This window comes from Aeromonas sp. MdU4 (assembly GCF_041929505.1).
Taxonomy (GTDB): domain Bacteria; phylum Pseudomonadota; class Gammaproteobacteria; order Enterobacterales; family Aeromonadaceae; genus Aeromonas.
In genome coordinates this window covers 1-15,646 of sequence record NZ_JBHFMW010000012.1, presented here as the reverse complement: position 1 = coordinate 15,646, position 15,646 = coordinate 1, and the positions used below count along the sequence as shown (strand labels likewise).

At 52.8% G+C, this 15,646-nt stretch carries 21 protein-coding genes, 1 tRNA gene and 1 pseudogene; 3 read left to right on the top strand and 20 right to left on the bottom strand.

Annotated features, from left to right (window positions below; genetic code table 11):
* Window positions 1–29: 29 nt before the first annotated feature.
* Entirely contained in the window at window positions 30–953 is a 924-nt protein-coding gene (locus ACE1BR_RS06300; protein ID WP_374868594.1) for a L,D-transpeptidase family protein, read from the bottom strand.
* On the opposite strand from ACE1BR_RS06300, the gene ACE1BR_RS06295 reads away from it, so the two are divergent.
* Window positions 952–1,164 (top strand): hypothetical protein, encoded by a 213-nt coding sequence (locus ACE1BR_RS06295; protein WP_374868592.1) that lies wholly within the window; start codon window positions 952–954, stop codon window positions 1,162–1,164. The genes ACE1BR_RS06300 and ACE1BR_RS06295 overlap by 2 nt on opposite strands.
* A 207-nt stretch (window positions 1,165–1,371) precedes the next feature.
* Window positions 1,372–1,461: transfer RNA gene (locus tag ACE1BR_RS06290), tRNA-Ser, on the top strand.
* 586 nt (window positions 1,462–2,047) lie between these two features.
* On the opposite strand, the gene deoC is transcribed toward ACE1BR_RS06290, so the two are convergent.
* The 9 genes from deoC to ACE1BR_RS06245 all read right to left on the bottom strand — a co-directional run bounded on the left by deoC (window position 2,048) and on the right by ACE1BR_RS06245 (window position 10,785).
* Window positions 2,048–2,812: a deoxyribose-phosphate aldolase gene (deoC, locus tag ACE1BR_RS06285; RefSeq protein ID WP_374868590.1), complete on the bottom strand. Its 765-nt coding sequence runs from the start codon at window positions 2,810–2,812 to the stop codon at window positions 2,048–2,050.
* Between the two features lie 50 nt (window positions 2,813–2,862).
* Window positions 2,863–3,876: an aldose 1-epimerase family protein gene (locus tag ACE1BR_RS06280; RefSeq protein WP_374868588.1), complete on the bottom strand. Its 1,014-nt coding sequence runs from the start codon at window positions 3,874–3,876 to the stop codon at window positions 2,863–2,865.
* Window positions 3,877–3,878: 2 nt separating this feature from the next.
* Complete coding sequence (gene fucP, locus ACE1BR_RS06275; RefSeq protein WP_374868586.1) at window positions 3,879–5,204, bottom strand: L-fucose:H+ symporter permease; 1,326 nt, start codon at window positions 5,202–5,204, stop codon at window positions 3,879–3,881.
* A 14-nt stretch (window positions 5,205–5,218) separates the two neighbouring features.
* Complete coding sequence (gene rbsK / locus ACE1BR_RS06270) at window positions 5,219–6,136, bottom strand: ribokinase (RefSeq protein WP_374868585.1); 918 nt, start codon at window positions 6,134–6,136, stop codon at window positions 5,219–5,221.
* A gap of 419 nt (window positions 6,137–6,555) precedes the next feature.
* On the bottom strand, window positions 6,556–6,972 hold the full coding sequence (locus tag ACE1BR_RS06265; RefSeq protein WP_374868583.1) for a type IV toxin-antitoxin system YeeU family antitoxin: 417 nt from the start codon (window positions 6,970–6,972) through the stop codon (window positions 6,556–6,558).
* Window positions 6,973–6,974: 2 nt separating this feature from the next.
* On the bottom strand, window positions 6,975–7,178 hold the full coding sequence (locus ACE1BR_RS06260; RefSeq protein ID WP_374868581.1) for a hypothetical protein: 204 nt from the start codon (window positions 7,176–7,178) through the stop codon (window positions 6,975–6,977).
* A gap of 235 nt (window positions 7,179–7,413) precedes the next feature.
* On the bottom strand, window positions 7,414–8,358 hold the full coding sequence (locus ACE1BR_RS06255; RefSeq protein WP_374868579.1) for a PfkB family carbohydrate kinase: 945 nt from the start codon (window positions 8,356–8,358) through the stop codon (window positions 7,414–7,416).
* Window position 8,359: 1 nt separating this feature from the next.
* Window positions 8,360–9,742, bottom strand: a complete 1,383-nt coding sequence (locus ACE1BR_RS06250) for a purine-cytosine permease family protein (RefSeq protein ID WP_374868577.1) — start codon at window positions 9,740–9,742, stop codon at window positions 8,360–8,362.
* Window positions 9,743–9,744: 2 nt separating this feature from the next.
* On the bottom strand, window positions 9,745–10,785 hold the full coding sequence (locus tag ACE1BR_RS06245) for an ADP-ribosylglycohydrolase family protein (protein ID WP_374868575.1): 1,041 nt from the start codon (window positions 10,783–10,785) through the stop codon (window positions 9,745–9,747).
* Window positions 10,786–10,899: 114 nt separating this feature from the next.
* Here ACE1BR_RS06245 and ACE1BR_RS06240 point away from each other — a divergent pair, with 114 nt between their 5' ends.
* Window positions 10,900–11,664 (top strand): GntR family transcriptional regulator, encoded by a 765-nt coding sequence (locus ACE1BR_RS06240; protein ID WP_374868573.1) that lies wholly within the window; start codon window positions 10,900–10,902, stop codon window positions 11,662–11,664.
* A 44-nt stretch (window positions 11,665–11,708) separates the two neighbouring features.
* Here the strand turns inward: ACE1BR_RS06240 and ACE1BR_RS06235 are convergent, their stop codons facing one another.
* The 10 genes and pseudogenes from ACE1BR_RS06235 to ACE1BR_RS06190 all read right to left on the bottom strand — a co-directional run.
* Window positions 11,709–12,251 carry a hypothetical protein gene (locus ACE1BR_RS06235; protein WP_374868571.1) on the bottom strand — a complete coding sequence of 181 codons (543 nt, stop codon included), beginning with the start codon at window positions 12,249–12,251 and terminating at the stop codon, window positions 11,709–11,711.
* A 79-nt stretch (window positions 12,252–12,330) separates the two neighbouring features.
* Entirely contained in the window at window positions 12,331–12,693 is a 363-nt protein-coding gene (locus ACE1BR_RS06230) for a hypothetical protein (RefSeq protein ID WP_374868569.1), read from the bottom strand.
* Window positions 12,690–12,905 carry a hypothetical protein gene (locus ACE1BR_RS06225; RefSeq protein WP_374868567.1) on the bottom strand — a complete coding sequence of 72 codons (216 nt, stop codon included), beginning with the start codon at window positions 12,903–12,905 and terminating at the stop codon, window positions 12,690–12,692. Before ACE1BR_RS06225 ends, ACE1BR_RS06230 begins: the two co-directional genes overlap by 4 nt.
* Complete coding sequence (locus ACE1BR_RS06220) at window positions 12,905–13,411, bottom strand: hypothetical protein (protein ID WP_374868565.1); 507 nt, start codon at window positions 13,409–13,411, stop codon at window positions 12,905–12,907. The genes ACE1BR_RS06225 and ACE1BR_RS06220 overlap by 1 nt, the downstream gene beginning before the upstream one ends.
* A 116-nt stretch (window positions 13,412–13,527) precedes the next feature.
* Window positions 13,528–13,866, bottom strand: coding sequence for a hypothetical protein (locus ACE1BR_RS06215; RefSeq protein WP_374868563.1), 339 nt, complete (start codon window positions 13,864–13,866; stop codon window positions 13,528–13,530).
* Between the two features lie 24 nt (window positions 13,867–13,890).
* Window positions 13,891–14,082, bottom strand: coding sequence for a hypothetical protein (locus ACE1BR_RS06210; protein ID WP_374868561.1), 192 nt, complete (start codon window positions 14,080–14,082; stop codon window positions 13,891–13,893).
* Window positions 14,079–14,576: a DNA repair protein RadC gene (gene radC, locus ACE1BR_RS06205; protein ID WP_073351570.1), complete on the bottom strand. Its 498-nt coding sequence runs from the start codon at window positions 14,574–14,576 to the stop codon at window positions 14,079–14,081. The genes ACE1BR_RS06210 and radC overlap by 4 nt, the downstream gene beginning before the upstream one ends.
* Before the next feature lie 88 nt (window positions 14,577–14,664).
* Window positions 14,665–14,967, bottom strand: coding sequence for a hypothetical protein (locus ACE1BR_RS06200; RefSeq protein ID WP_374868559.1), 303 nt, complete (start codon window positions 14,965–14,967; stop codon window positions 14,665–14,667).
* Between the two features lie 9 nt (window positions 14,968–14,976).
* A pseudogene (locus ACE1BR_RS06195) lies at window positions 14,977–15,309 on the bottom strand (DUF2787 family protein); the annotation flags it as partial.
* A gap of 60 nt (window positions 15,310–15,369) precedes the next feature.
* On the bottom strand, window positions 15,370–15,646 hold a 277-nt coding region (locus ACE1BR_RS06190), incomplete at its 5' end, for a transposase (protein WP_374868557.1).

Below are 15,646 nucleotides of genomic sequence, written 5' to 3'. Positions count from 1 at the left end.
CACGCTGTGATGACATAAACAGTGAGGCGTTAACCACTGATCGGGCGGGGCAGGCCATTTTTACTGTCCAGCGCGGCAGTGACTTCATCCTGTGCAACCTCGGGGGCACTGATAAAGTGCTCGATGGTTGGTGATAGCACCAGAGGGGCCCCATTTTCAAGCTCCTCTTCGGTGCGGGAGAGTGGTGAGTGCACCTCTAGCCAGCGGCGTCCATCCGGCTCGATAGCCACCTTGACCGGTTGATTGATGACTCGCACCTGTGTACCGATCGGCACAATCTTGAACAGTGCCTCTATATCGTCAGGACGTAGCCGAATGCAGCCAGCACTCACCCTCAGGCCAACGCCAAAATCCTTGTTGGTACCATGGATCAAGTAGTCGCGCTTGCCATAACCGAGCCTCATGGCGAACTTGCCGAGAGGATTCTCTGGCCCGGGAGGGACCACTGCGGGCAGGGTGATCCCATTTTGCTCCAGCCAGGATTTACGCACCATGGGGCCGGGTACCCAGGTGGGATTGGGGGTCTTCTCGATGACGGTAGTGGTCATCTCGGGGGTCTCGCGGCCAATATCACCGATCCCGATGGGCAGCACGATCACCTCACTCTTGCCTTTGGGAAAGTAGTAGAGGCGCAACTCGGGCAGATTGATGACGATCCCCTCGCGAGGCACATCGGGCAGCAGCATTTGAGTTGGCAGTGTCAACCGGGTGCCCGGCTTGGGTAAATAGGGGTCTACACCGGGATTTGCCTCAAGCAGCGCCAAAAAACCAATCTGGGTATGTTTGCCAACCAGCTCCAGATGCTCATTCTGCTGGATGATGTAATCCTCCAGCTCGCCGATAAGGCGGCTCTCTGCGGGTGGCAGCGGGTAACGTTTGGCCTGCACTGGTACTGCGCAAAGCAGGGTCGCAGCCAGTAGCAGGAAGAGAGCAGGTTTTATGGGGGTAGGCATGAATATCGGCAGTTGCATCGGGTGTCCATCGGTTCAATCGGGGCGGAACATCATCAATCTGGCCGCCAGGATGGTGCGATTGTTCCTCAATCAGCCCATGATTACCAGCTTGCCGCATATCCTCAACGGTTTATGGATAGATAGGAAACCTGCCAAAATCGACCTCTTCCACATGTTTGACCGCCAAGCGGGAAAAACGAACCCAACATAGTTATGGCCCAATATCACGACATGGATAGGGACGGGTTCGCGAACGGGATTGAGGCCGGGTGGCGGCAGGGCTGTTCGAAGTGGCCTGTCAAAGTGAGCTGTGGATGCCGCATTGTGAGCCTGCTCTCAGATATTTCATTCAGCCATTTGATATGTAAGAAATTTTTATTGCATCATCGGCCAGGCTTGGGTAAAACTCTTTCCCCACGGAGAGATGCCGGAGTGGCCGAACGGGATTGACTCGAAATCAATTGTGGCAGCAATGCCACCCAGGGTTCGAATCCCTGTCTCTCCGCCAAATGATAAGCCCAAGCAATTGAATTTATTGGGCTTTTTCTTTTTGCACGATTTTTGATATGCCATCTACTATGCCATCTGATGTTGGCTGGTACGGAACTATCTCGTACCTTATTGGACAATCTCATTGACACATAACGGGTTGCTGTCGATGGCCCTTGCCAGCATCTATAAACATAGAGAAGATAACCCTGTCGCACATGATGGCAATTGTAGAGGCGCTTATCCATCTGGTCGGCATTAATCGATGCAGTGGGTGAGCAACAGTTAATGAGATACCTGTTGTATTAAGGTCAGTTGGTACAGAGGTTAAGCGACTTGATTATTGTATAACTCGGTGAAGCTAAACAGCCATTCCAGCCAATGTTTACCCCAGACCTGGTATGAATGTTACTGGCTGATCGCCATCCGCAGTAATCACAATAAGCACATATAGCCGAAAAGTTCTTTGTCGATTATTGTGGTCAGCTCATGGAAATCGATGAGCCGCATTCTATTGAGTTTATCCGCTAGGTTCAGGGCTTTGTTCCTATAAAAGAACAGGCTGCAGTAGGCAGCCTGTGTACTTAGCGGGGCGAAATGATGGTTCAATAGTCGCCTTTTACATCGGAGTGTACACCAAGGTCATTAAGCAGGCTACCAAGCAGACTGGACGCACCAAACCGATAATGCTCAATGGATACCCAGTTTGGCCCCATAATCTCATCAGCCATCGCCAAATAGTGCGCTGCATCTTCTGCCGTTCTGACGCCGCCAGCGGCTTTGAAACCTACGGTGTCCTGGACTCCCATCTCTCGAATCACTTCCAGCATCGTACGAGCGCTTTCTGGTGTTGCGTTCACTTTGACCTTTCCGGTGGAGGTTTTGATAAAATCCGCCCCCGCATTGATCGCGATAGAAGAAGCTCGGCGTATAAGATCCTCTGACCTCAATTCACCTGACTCGATGATGACTTTCAACGTCACCATTGCAGGCGTACAGACATCCTTACAAGCCCGGACCAATTCAGAGCCAATATTCTCATCTCCCTTCATCAAGGAGCGATATGGAAACACCACATCGACTTCATCAGCTCCATAGGCGATTGCAGCCCGCGTTTCCGCAACGGCAATCTCAATGTCTTCGTTACCGTGGGGAAAGTTAGTCACGGTTACGATCCGGATCTCCGGTGTTCCCTGTTCATTTAATGTTTTGCGTGCAACAGGAATAAAACGGGGAAAGATACAGATGGCGGCGGTGTTGCCAAAGAGTGTCTTGGCCTGCTGACAAAGTGCAATAATTTTGGCGTTGGTGTCATCCTCATTGAGAGTGGTGAGATCCATCAAGGTCAGGGCACGAATACTACTGTTCATACTTCTCTCCAAAAAATGAAGAATGGGGCCCCATTCTTCTTGCTAATGTTTTAGGCAATACCGGTCGTGACCTTGAACACTTTCGTCGCCTTTGGTTCCAATCTAATCAGTGTGCCGTTCTGTTGGGCGGCCTTAAACCCTTCCGGACGACAAGTTGCGGGCAGTGCAAAGGCAGCGACCTGCTGGTCAGCATTGTGCAAGATCCAGCGAGTGGCATAGTTGAACTCTGCGCTACTGAACCGAGTGAGATAAACCGTACCGTCGGGCGTGGTCATTGTGAATTCCGGCGTGGTGGTATATTGGTCTAGCTCATCAGCAAAGAACACGATCTCGGGGTCATAGCACTCGGGCTGGTTCAAGCAATCCGTTGTCACCCGACCATTCAATATGTCTTGATTGAAATCCATCCATGTCGGTGTTGGCGTGACGTGGACTGGGATGGATTCACGTAAACGCCAAGCTTCAGTCGGAATGTTCTGGTCGAATTTTGCACCCGCTACATAGGCATAGTTCATGTGACACATATACTGAAGCGGCATAGCAACGGAGGCCAGATTGGTGACCGACATGACAATATCAAACAGCGCGCTGTCTTTATGCAGGGTCACTCGCGGTTCGGCCCTGTAATGATGTCCGAACCCCATCACATACTCGATACGACCACATAACGTCAGGGTATCCTCCGTCAGTTCGAGCCAGGCTTCATCCATGGGAGCACAAGGCATTTCACCGTGGAGTGGGTGGGTATCCTCCGGAGCCGGACAGCCATTTGCTAACAGTCCGGAATGGTAGGCAAAACATCCGTAAGTCCCGATCACCTCACTCACCGACTTGGGTTGCGTGAACATATTTTTCATGGTTAGGTTGTGACCATCAAACTCAGCCCCCCAGATCATCTGGCCCATCCAGGGCAATACAATAAGACTGCCACGTGAGTTCTTTATCTCCAGAGTCTCTACCCCACTGGGATAGCGGCTAGCCGTCACTTTGAATTCGTCATTTTTCAGGATCTGGTGTGGCAGTTGGGTGAACAACTCACGCCACAATGGAATATTGGTGTTCATGACTATTCCTTATGATTGGCACGAGTGGCTGTGGCATCCATGGTGTTCTTCTCTTTGTGTTCTCCGAAGAAATACATACCTACATAGACAAAACAGCACATCGAGACTAAGAAGGAGACTTGCAGGGAACCTACTATATCGGCGACCAACCCCTGGATAGCAGGAACCACAGCAGCACCTACAATGGCCATCACGATCACCGCCCCCGCCATCTCGGTGTGCTCATTGTCTACGGTGTCCAAAGTGCCTGCATAGATAGTTGCCCAGCACGGACCGAACAGAATGGAAACGAATACTGCCATGTAGATAGCGCTAAAGTCAGGAACTAGAGCGACATAGGCTAGGGTAAAGACACCGATGACAGAGTACAGGGTCAACACTTTTTCTGGGCTGAACTTGGTCATCAGGATGTTGGCGACAAATTTGCCAATGAAGAAGCAGATAAAGCTGTACACCATGAAGTTGGAGGCATCACGCTCGTTGATATCACCCAATTCCAGGGCCAGACGAATAGTGAATGACCAGACAGCTACCTGCATACCGACATACAAAAACTGTGCGATGATTCCTTTGCGAAAGCGCTTGTTGGTGGACAGATAGAGCAGGGTATCGGTGGCGGATGGTCGCTTGCGACTGGAGGTCTGCTCAACCTTGCATTTAGGGAACTTGGTGAAAGCGAACAGGATAAACACTACCACCAATACCATGATCATGTATTTATAGGGCTCCAGGGTATTTTCCAGCATCGCTAGCTTAAAGTTGTGCAACTCTGCGCCACTCAGGCTCGCCATGGTGGTTTCCAAGCTATCACCGTCATGGAACACCAAGTATTTACCTAACAGGATACCGGCAATGGCTCCGATCGGGTAAAACGTTTGGCTAATGTTTAGGCGCAGGATTGCGGTTTCTTTCGGACCGATCATGGAACTATAGGTGTTGGCTGCGGTTTCCAGAAAACTCAAGCCAATCGCGATGGCAAAGATGGCGGCCAGGAACATGGTATAGGTGGCCATGTGCGAGGCTGGAAAAAACATCGTGCAACCGCTAATATAAAGTGTCAAACCAGTCAAAATGGCAAACTTATAAGTGTTCTTTTTAATGACCAGTGATGCGGGGATGGCGATCAGGAAATAACCGCCGTAAAAAGCACTCTGGACCAACGCCGAGGCAAAGTTACTCAGTTCAAATACGCTCTTGAATTGGGTGATAAGAATATCGTTCAAAGATGCCGCACACCCCCAGAGTGGGAACAGGCAGGATAGTAAAATAAATTGAAATATAGGGGTTTTATTGAGATATCCGTCGGGTAACTGGATAATGTTATTCATTTTTAAATCCTTTTTTATTCATAAAGTTGGATGAAATCATCGAATTTTTCCATAGAAGGATATGCAATCTGTGTACCCTTACCCATCACGCTGTAGGCTGCATATAGAGAGGCTTTTCTCATGGCAGCTTCAATATCACCGGTGTTGACATAGTAGTGGGAGAAACAGCCGATAAACGCGTCTCCGGCTCCACTGGTATCTACGGCATTCACACGGAGGGCCGGGACATGCAACTCCGAATTCTTAGTGATCCAGAGTGAACCTTGCTGACCCAGAGTGACTATTATGTTCTTCAGTCCTTTACTGATCAGGGTATTGGCGGCATTGCGCACATTATCGATATTAGTTATTGTCATGCCTGTAAGGATCTCAAGTTCAGATTCATTAGGGACAAAGAAATCACATTTACAGGCATAGTTAATATCGAGATTCTTCAAGGCTGGAGCTGGATTGAGCAGAACTTGAATGCCATGTTTGTTGCCAAAGTCGATGGCGTGATACACAGTCTCTAGCTTGATTTCGAGCTGAAGTATAATTAATTTGCAACGTTTCAGGTCATCGGCAGCTCTATCTATATCTTCCGGTAAGAGATAATTGTTTGCACCTTTAATAATCAGAATGCTATTGCTCGAACTTGGATTAACAAAAATAGGTGCAACACCACTACTGGTGCCTTTTACTTTTTCTACATATTTCGTTTCGATACCAAAGGACTCCAAGTTACGGATTGTATTATCAGCAAAAATATCATCACCAACTTTGCTTAACATCATGACATTCGATCCAAGTTTTGCAGCGGCAACGGCTTGATTCGCTCCCTTACCACCACATCCCATTTTAAAATCTGGTGCTTCAAGAGTTTCCCCTTCTTTTGGCATTTTATGGATGTATGTGATCAAGTCGACCATGTTTGAGCCAATAACAGCAATCATTTTTATCTCTCCATATATTCATATTTAACATGCAGAAATATTATCAGAATAAAATCGCTGCCTTTCGTGATGGAACTCACAAATAACGTGATTGCAAATTTTTATGGTGAGATGTGAATAATTGGTGGGTGTTTTGTTGTTGATGTGATCCTTGTGACTTTTAATTAACAGAAGGCATCAAAAAATACAACCCACCAATTGTCAAGCAAGGGGTTTTTATATTTAATTTATTAGATTCCCTTCATTTCATCGTTAATAAAAAATAAAACAATATTATTGCAGGCTTGTTTTAGGTTCTCAATTGGAGTGGTAGACCGTATTCGCTGAGTGAGTGTTCAGAGTGCCATGTGATAGAGGTTAGGAATTGATGGTGCTGGTCATCTTCATCTGTAGGAACGTACATATGCTACTTTGGCGCTTCAAATACCACCCTGGTTAAAGGTGACAGTCCCATTAATAGCTTCCGTTGCCGAGTAAATAGCAAGATAAACATGGCCATGGCTGCCCAAGGTATCAGCTTCACAGGTGAAACCGCGGTGATGGACGGTGATACGCTGCTGGTATCGGGTATCTAGCTTGCCGGTCAGTAATCTGGTTTCCGGTTCCTTGATGATGGCCGGGAAGATTGCCTCCAGCCTGTCTATTGCCTCTTCTGCCCATTCGCCAATCAATGAGGCTCGATCTGACAGAAAGTGCAGCCGGTGGTGCTCCCGGATAAGGCGAGCGCCAAAGCGAGGTGTGGCGGCATGGGGCAAGCCCCACTGTGCAAAAACTCGGGTGGGCTGGTCTGGTTCATCAGGTTGTTGGCTATTGGTGTGGGTGGTTGTCGTGGTCATGATTAGCGATACCTCAGTTGAATGTCGATGATGGTGCCGGGCACGTTGTGGCGCTGGTGTAGTCTGGTCAGGTGTTCTGGGAGTTCGGTCACTCTGGCCAGTCGCCCCCGGTAGAGCCGGGAGAGATTGACGTAGTCGGGATGGCTCACCGCGATGGTCACCTGATGCCCTTGCTGCCAGCGGCCAAAAAGGCGGGCTTTGGCCATCTTTGATGGTGGTGATGCCGGGAGCAGGTAACGTCTGGCGGTTGCGCAGATGCCGTTTGTTAAGCTCGGGGGCATAGCGATGCACCTCGAGCCCGGTGATAAGACGGGTCATGTTCGGTGACGCCAATGATGCAAAGGGCCAGCCTGTGAGGGCTGACCCTTTGTGCTTTTTGATAGAGATGGTGGCCTGCTGTTTAGTCAGCCACCCTCATAGTCGGTGGGGCCACCTTGTTGGTTAGGCAATGCTGACAGTTGGTTGAGGATAATGTGTCAGTTCATCAGCAGTTGGAGCGCCGTCAGCACCAGGACGGCTCACCACAATCGCTGCCACCTGATTGCCAAGCTGGACCGCCTCTATTAATGGCATGCCGCAGGCAAGCCCAGCTAGCGTGCCACCACAGTGGGCATCACCAGCCCCGACGGTGTCACACACCGTCACTGCCACCGGTTGTACCCGCAGACACTGACCATCTGGGGTACCTACTAGGGCACCGTGCTTGTCTTCCCGCACGATGAGAGAGGCTCGATGGCGTTGGCAAAATTGCGCTACCGCGGTCGCGCTGGCTGGCGAGCCCAGCAGTATGTTCGCCTCTTCACGGTTGAGTGTGAACAGCGCGCCTCGGGCGAGCAGTGCAGCAAGAGCCGAGGCCGACATCGCTTCGATACGCGGGCCCGGATCGATAAAGGGTGTGATGTGCTTTGGCAGATTGAGCAACCAAGCAAGCAGTTGCTCTCCCTGGGTGCCTGTCAGTTCATAGCCAGAAGCATATAACCAACTTGGTCCCTCTGGCAGTAACGCACTCAGGGCTGCTGTGTCCCAATACTGTTCGCACCCCTCGACCGTAATAAAAGTACGTTCTCCGCAGGGCTCTACCAGGGCCAAGCACCAGCCGTTGTCATGAGTCGGGTCACGTAGTTGCACGGGAAGCGATTCTGCTACCATCGCTTGTTCTACGGTATGTCCCCATGTTCCCTGACCGACAGTAATGCCGTTGATGACCGGAGTATCCAGCCGGGAAAGAGCCCGGGCTACGTTAAAGGCGCACCCACCAATCTGGCGACCACTTTCGTGGGCTATCTCGTCAGCTCCCGAGGTAGGCAAGCGCGCCATTTCAAGTATCACATCGCCGAAAGCGGCGCCAATCACCATGACAGGTATGTTAGGCGTCAGTGTGAGCATATCAGTAGCTCCTTTGTGAAGGCAGTAACAGTGCATAGAGCACCAGACTGACAGCAAACGAGACAAACAGCCCCAGACTCGAGTCAGCAAAAACGCCAAGGGCAAGCGGCCCATCAATAAAGCCCGTTTTGGTGACCATTAAGCCAGTGAGGGAGCCTGCCAACCAACAGAGTAGCGGGCCTTTGCGTACACCGGTGTCACCATAGAGCGCCTGATACTCATAGCCTTGATGACGGCGTAGCACGACATAGTCGAGGATGAAGATGGCAGCCCACGCTGCGAGGAACAGGCCACAGAAGATCAAAAAGGCGATAAAGGGACCGAGGAAGTCCCCGGAGACAAACAGCACATAAAGCGCGACACCGACCACGAGTATTGCATCGAGCATAACAGCGTGGGATTGGCGCAATTTGACCCCCATGCTGAGCAGGTTGAGGCTGGCGGAGTAAAGGCTCAACACCGCAATCGTTACAATACCAGCTACGGCTGCAGCCAGATAAGGGATCGCCATCCAGGTTGGCAGCAGTGTTCCGATGGCGGCAATGGGGTTCTCGGTGGAGGCGAGATCTGGAATTTGGGCGGTAAGTAGGATGCCAGCAAACATGAGCAGTGTCAGTGGTAGTGCGGCGCCAGCAACAACAGCCGAAAAGATGGCGCTCGGTCGAGAGTGCTCGCTCTGGTCCCTGCTGTAGTCTGCGCCCGCGATGGCCCAGCTAATGCCGGTGCCTGCTGCGATGACGGAAACTGCGGGCAAAAATCCGGTTAACCAGTCCCCGGAGGGGAGTGCCATGATGACAGTCCAGTTGGCATTCGCCATCAGATAAAGCACCACGAACAGCGTCATCACACCGAAGGTGCGGGTGATCCATTTTTGCATCAGTAGCACGGTATTTTGCCCCAGCATGGAGACGACCATGGTCAGGCCACCAAACAACAGCAGAGAAAGGGCCGTGATCCAGTGGGTTCCTGTGATGCCGAGAGCACTGAATAGCGCCACCAGAGTGAGTGTGCCAGTGACAAGATTGACCGCTTCCCATCCCATCAGGTTGATCCAACAGAACGCGGTTGGGGCTATATTGCCCCGTTTGCCAAAGCAGACCCTGGATAGGGTCAACGTAGTAGTACGGCCCAGTTTACCAGCCATGCTGGTGAGCCCAACCATTGAGAAAGAGGCTACCCCAACGACGGCCGCGAGCAGGGACTGCCAGAAGGAGAGTCCAAAGGATACTATTACTGCACCGTAGACAATACCCAGTATGCCTATGTTGGCAGCACACCATACGAAGAAAAGTTCACCAGGTTGCTTGGTTTGATCATGGGAGGGGATAAGATCGATGCCGCTGTAGGCTGACTCCGGCACGACTTCTGTTGTTTGATGGCTCATATTCACACTTCCTGTTGTCGATAGTGAGCTAAGGCCTCGGCATAGTGGCCGAAGTCAATGTTGTTGGTTTTCGCTATGAGCTGGCGCGCGGTTTCTGGCAGCGCCGTGACCCCGGCCAGCGCACCACAGATGGCCGTGGCCATGGCTCCGATGGTGTCGGTATCACCGCCGAGGTTGGCGCAGAGCTGGGCGCAGAGCATGGGGTCCCCTTCAGCCAATTCCACCATGGCAAGGGCAGTCGGTATCGATTCAATGACATCCATCCCTGTACCGATCAGGTCGTAGATCTCATCCAGACCGGATTCGATGGTATGTGCTTGTTGAACGCACTGGAATGCCAGTTCGATACGGCGAGCGAGGGATGCGCTGAACGTGGACGCAAACCGCGTCTGTACTTCGTGCGCTAATGGAGGCAGTTCACGGCGAATATCGCACCAGCTTGCACCTTCAATGGCACGACTGATGGCCCAGGCGATGACCGCTGAACCCGCGATAGCAATATCTGACTTGTGAGTGGGGATGCTAGCGAGTCGCACACCTTCGATAAAGGCTTCCCGATCTGCCGTCGTCATCAGGCAACCGATGGGTGCAATGCGCATGGAGGCACCGTTGGTGACCCCATTAGCCTCTATTTGGTCAAGGGGGGTACCTCGTTGCAAGGCGATAAGCGCCCCTTTGGAGGTGGGGCCCAGAATATTCTTGTTAAATGCATCGATACGTTCTGCCCATGTCATGATATTGCGGGCGATGGTCAGAGGATTGATGGTCCCCTTATCTTCGATGATCGCATCCATCAGGGCGACCGCTTGACAGGTATCATCCGTAAACTGACCGCGAACAAACTCATTGGCGGCAATGTTTTCTTGTGGTCCATCCAGGAAGTCATTGATCCATCCGAAGAAGGCGCGCACCTTCGCACGTGGCCAGAGTTCCGATGGCATGCCGAAGGCGTCACCAATAGCCTGACCGTAGAGGCAACCCAAAATACGCTGCTGTGGTGTCGGGGATATTGTTGATGATTTATTAATGGTTAAGTCGAACATTTGCGGGCAATCCAGTTGCAGTCCAGTGGTTATTATACATACCAGTTTGCAATCCAGTGTGAGCTGTGACTCATTTTGCAGTAAAGTGGACTGAATACGTTTACGGGTGACGAGATGGCGATGCAGGCAGTGAGTGTAGAGAACCTGATTAATGAGTTGAAACAACGGCTGGAACCTGCGGGGAATGAGCCTCTTTATCTCATTTTGGCGCAGGGATTTCAGCAGGCTATCGAGGAAAAGAAACTGCCTCACGGTAGTGTGCTCCCTTCCGAACGCCAGCTTTCAGACCGACTCGGGTTATCACGTTCGACGGTGGTCAAGGCTCTCTTTTTGCTGGCAGAACAGGGGGTAGTGATTAAACAGCAGGGTAAGGGCTCCGTGGTTCACGCCCCTTTTACTTACAATCTGGCGGGCGGCAGCTTTACCGCCCAGTTGAGTCAGGTTGGGTTGTTGAGCGATCGTTGGTTGGTCCGTGAACTGGTCATTGCTTCAGCCGAGCAGGCCATCTCAATGGGGATAGCAGAAGGAGCAGAGATCGCCAAAATCCGCCGTGTACGCTGTGTTAACGATGAGGCGACCTCTATAGAAACCACTTATATTCCCAAACATTTTTTGCCGCGTCCGGACTTGTTGGAAGGTTCCCTCTATCTCCACTGGCGCCAAGAGGGGATCGTACCTGGTAATCAACAGTTCCAGATCCGTCAACTGGTACCAACGCGGGCGGAAAGTTCCATGCTTGGGTTACCGGCTGATATGCCGGTGTTGGCGGTGACTCAACGAAGTTACACTGTCCAAGGCGCATTGCTTGAGGTGAGCCATAGCCTATGTCGTGGTGACTGCTACAGCTTTACCTTCGACAGTGCGGTAGTGGGATCTTGAGGCGATGGCAAGATTGCGTTGGGAGGGGTAGAGGTTGACTCATTTCACACCTCCGGCTTGCGTTCAAAGTGGCGGGTCACAACGCCCGCCTCTGGGTCGATGCTGATAAAGGCCGGGGCCTGCGGGTGGTGCTGATAGAGTCGCGCCAACTCGGCACAAAACGCCTCGACGTTCGGTGCTATCACATGGCTGGTATCCCCCTCGGCATATGTAAAGGTTTCGAGCGTCTCTGTGTTAATCCAGATGCCGAAATACCACGCGTCTTCCTCGGTATCGTATTGTTGCCAGCCCTGGGCCAGCAGCGTGCGGTCGTAGTAATAGCGGTCAGCCTGATGGCTCCCCCGGTCGATGCGGCAACCCGTCACAGTGAGCTCAAACGGGATACAGCCCGCCTTGTGGGCTTTCTTGACCCGGCGCAGCAGCTTGAGGGCCTTGGCTCTGCTGCGGCTATTGCCGAGCGGGAGTGGCTGCTTAGCCCGTAATGTCAGGTGGCTCATTATCTTCGGCGCGGTGTTGTGGTTCAGCTGACCGATGGCAGTGGTGATCTGCCGAGCGGTCAGGGTCTTGTAATCACGTAAGTCATGCATGGTTGGGCTTCCTTAAAATGCAAACAGCCCCTCGGAGTGAGGGGCTGCATGGGGTCTTGTGTGTGCTGGTGGTCGTGGCTCAGGTGTGACTACTCCAATCCGGCTTGTCATTACTACCGTGGTTGACGTAGGCCCCGACAATTACCCGTTGCCACTCACCAACCGGCTGACCCGCTGCATTACAGGCGCAGCGAAAGCGGGCGAAGTTAATCTCACGTGGCAGGTGTTCACGCATATCCCGTGTGCTGACAAAGAGCATGGTCTTGTGCAGCACCGGGTTGGGGGCTACCAAGGGTCCGCCAATACGTCGCCCCTCCACATCGTGGACATAGGCAAAGCCCGGCAGCATCAACTGCTGACTGATGAGCTTGGCAAGCCCTGAGTGAGCACACATGGCCTCCGCAACTGCGGCTTGGCTAAAGCTGTCGGTAAATTCAATCATGGGTGTTTCTCCATTTCAGCCGGTGAACGGTAAGCCGCTGCCAGCAGCGCAAACTGTTCAACGAGGTAACTGATGCTGATGCCCAGTTCATCACTGACCCCATCCCCTAGACGGTGATGCAGGTGTGCCATGTCATCAGAGATACGTTGGGCTATCTGGGCGGTTAAGCTCGGTGGCGAGCTTGTCACTGTCAGGGTTATGGAGAGAGCCATCACATCTCTCCCCAAGGGGCTTGTTCCCACAGCGACAGCCGGGTCAGCACGTCTTGCGCGAGAGCCTGTTGCAACTGCTGTAGTACCTTCACAAGCCGAGGTGCCTGCTCTGGGCTGCCGGACCATTCACTCGACTGGTACAGGGCGCAACAGGTGAATTTGTAGAGGACTACCAGCTCGCTATCGGTGAGTGGTCCCTGGTGGTAACGATGGGCAGGTTTAAGCGGTCCCAGTTTGGTTGAGCCACGCTGGCGTGGTTCCTTCTGGTCTTGCTGGCGTCCTAATTGATAGCGATGCCAGACCGCCCGCCTGTTAGCGAGCATCATCAACCGTAGCAACCGATCAACTCGCCATGTCCAGGTACTGGTCGTGTCTGCTGGCGGGAACCACCAGAGGGTGCGCAGCAACTCAAGGGTGTAGTGCGGTGGCATCGGGGCATTGCAAAAGCGGTGTAACTGAACGGCAAAGGCCTGGTAATCCTTGCGGTCAATCATGAAGGCAGACATGGGAATCGCTCCTTGAAATGCAAAAGGCCACCTGCAGTGAGGTGGTCCTGTGGGTTGTGTCGGGATATCCGGATCATGGTGTTGGCGCTGATGATCCGGTTTTGGGGATGCTGGCGTTATTCGTGCACCTGTTCTGCGTCTGGGTGAGCAACATCAAACAAGATGGCGTAGAGCGCACAATCAATGCCGTTAACGGCATCGTGATGCGGGTAATAGGGCGGATTGTCTCGAGATCGCTCGAAGTAGTCGCCAAAGCAGCTGAGACACTTGCGGATCTCAACGGTAGAACCGTGCAGCAAGGTCTCTTCAAGCTGCTTGGCATATACCCTGTCACCACGAGCCTTGGTGACTGCTCGCTCCAACAACGCCAGCGCCCCTTGGTTGCTGGCGGCTGCTAGGCTATGGCGCAGCCTCTCGAGGGTTTCTTCTAGGGAATAGGGATTGGGTAATCGCATGGTGCTTGTCCCCTCCTGGCGCGGCTAATGGCGCAGCTGATGGAGCAGCGCATCAATGGCGTCGATGCAGTCAGCCTGGGTGAGCAGGTAGCCGTTAGGCAGGTGAGCCACGATAGCGGGCTCAGCCTGCATGTCGATGTTGTCAGCAAGCCAGCAGCGCAGCTCGAGGAGGATATCGAGGGCGGTGAGGTGGGTTTTGCCTGGGGTCTGGTTCATAGCTGACCTCTTTCGGCCATCGAGACTACGCCTTCGGCACCAACCACCAGATGGTCGAGTAATCGCACATCGACCAGTGCCAAGGCCTCTTTGAGGGCCTGGGTAAAGACCCGGTCTGATTGGCTAGGTTCAGGGTCACCGCTGGGGTGATTGTGCACTGCGATGATGGCGCCACTGTTGAGTAACAAGGCCCGCTTGACCACTTCCCGTGGGTAGATGCTGGCGCTATCGAGGGTGCCGCGAAACAGCTCCTCAAAAGCCAGCACGCGATGCTGGGAGTCGAGGAACAGTGCGCCAAACACTTCATGCTCCCGATCCTGCAACAGGGTTTGCAGTCGCTCGGCGGCCTCTGTAGTACTGGTAATAGCGGTGCCTTTGGCTAGGCGCTTGCGGGCAATTTGGTTGGCAATACGCAGCAGGTCTTGTTCGGTCACTGGTTCGGTGACGACATAAGTGCCGGGGCATTCCCCGGCTTTCAGTTTGTGGTAACGCATGGTGGTCTCCTGAAAAAGAAAAACCCCGACAGCGCGAGGCATACCGGGGCTAAATGCAGAGGTGTTGTTGGTTCATCTTGAGGGTAGTTCAGCTGGCCGTCGTGATGGGGGCTGCCATGGCTGTGGGCTCACGCTTCATCGGCATCAGCGGTCCGGGGACCAGTACGTTGAGTGGGATAGCGAGCACAACGCTCAGCCGTTCCGCCAGTTGGTAGGCCGGTCCTATGGTGTCGTAGTCAGCTACCCAGGTGGCCAGCGCCAACCCACTGCCCTCCACAGCCCGCAGGTAGACGCTGTAGCCCTGAACCGTCAGGCCGCTGTCACGTACCACCTGTGTCTCTCCCTCTCGATTGATGGCCTCCAACTCAACGGCTATCGGTTGTTTGGGCATCATGCCTCCTCAGTCACCACTGACGGTGACGGTAAAAAAGCCCAGCTGGGCGTAGGCAAGAAAACTGTTCTGCCACATGTTGAATAACTCTTGGGCATCCGCCATGGGGAGCGGTCCCCAGCCTTGCAGGTAGTGCTCGTTATCCAGGAAGTTGAAGTCGAGTTCTTTACAGAGCTCGGTATCTTGTCCCAAGCCTTGGTAGCTAAAATCAGTGACGTAGTCGAATAGCCAACCATCAAGACCACGTATCAGCTGGATCTCAACCGGATGGACCCCACCACTTTGAGGTTGATAGTCAGGGTTGCGAAAGCTGAAGGTAAGCCGGGTGAGTTGTTCAAGGTCGAAGTGGCGTTGTTGCCCAAATCAGCCAGCAGTCATGACTTCCCCAGCCCCAGGTAACCGCTACACTCGGGGCTTTCTGACAGGTAGGCCAAGGGTATTCAGTTTATTTATGGCGCTTACATACGCCATGACTTCTCCCACTTGGCCGTTGTAGTTACGCAGACTGATTTTCCCCGCCAGCAACTGCTTGAACCGATACATCGCCGTCTCTGCCAGCGAGCGACGGTGATACCCCGATATTTTCTTCCAGTGCGCCAACCCTTCCTTACGCATCACCAGCACGGCCTCATTTCTTGGGTGCCCCTTTTTCCAGAGTCCAGCGTTCTTGCGAGGCGGG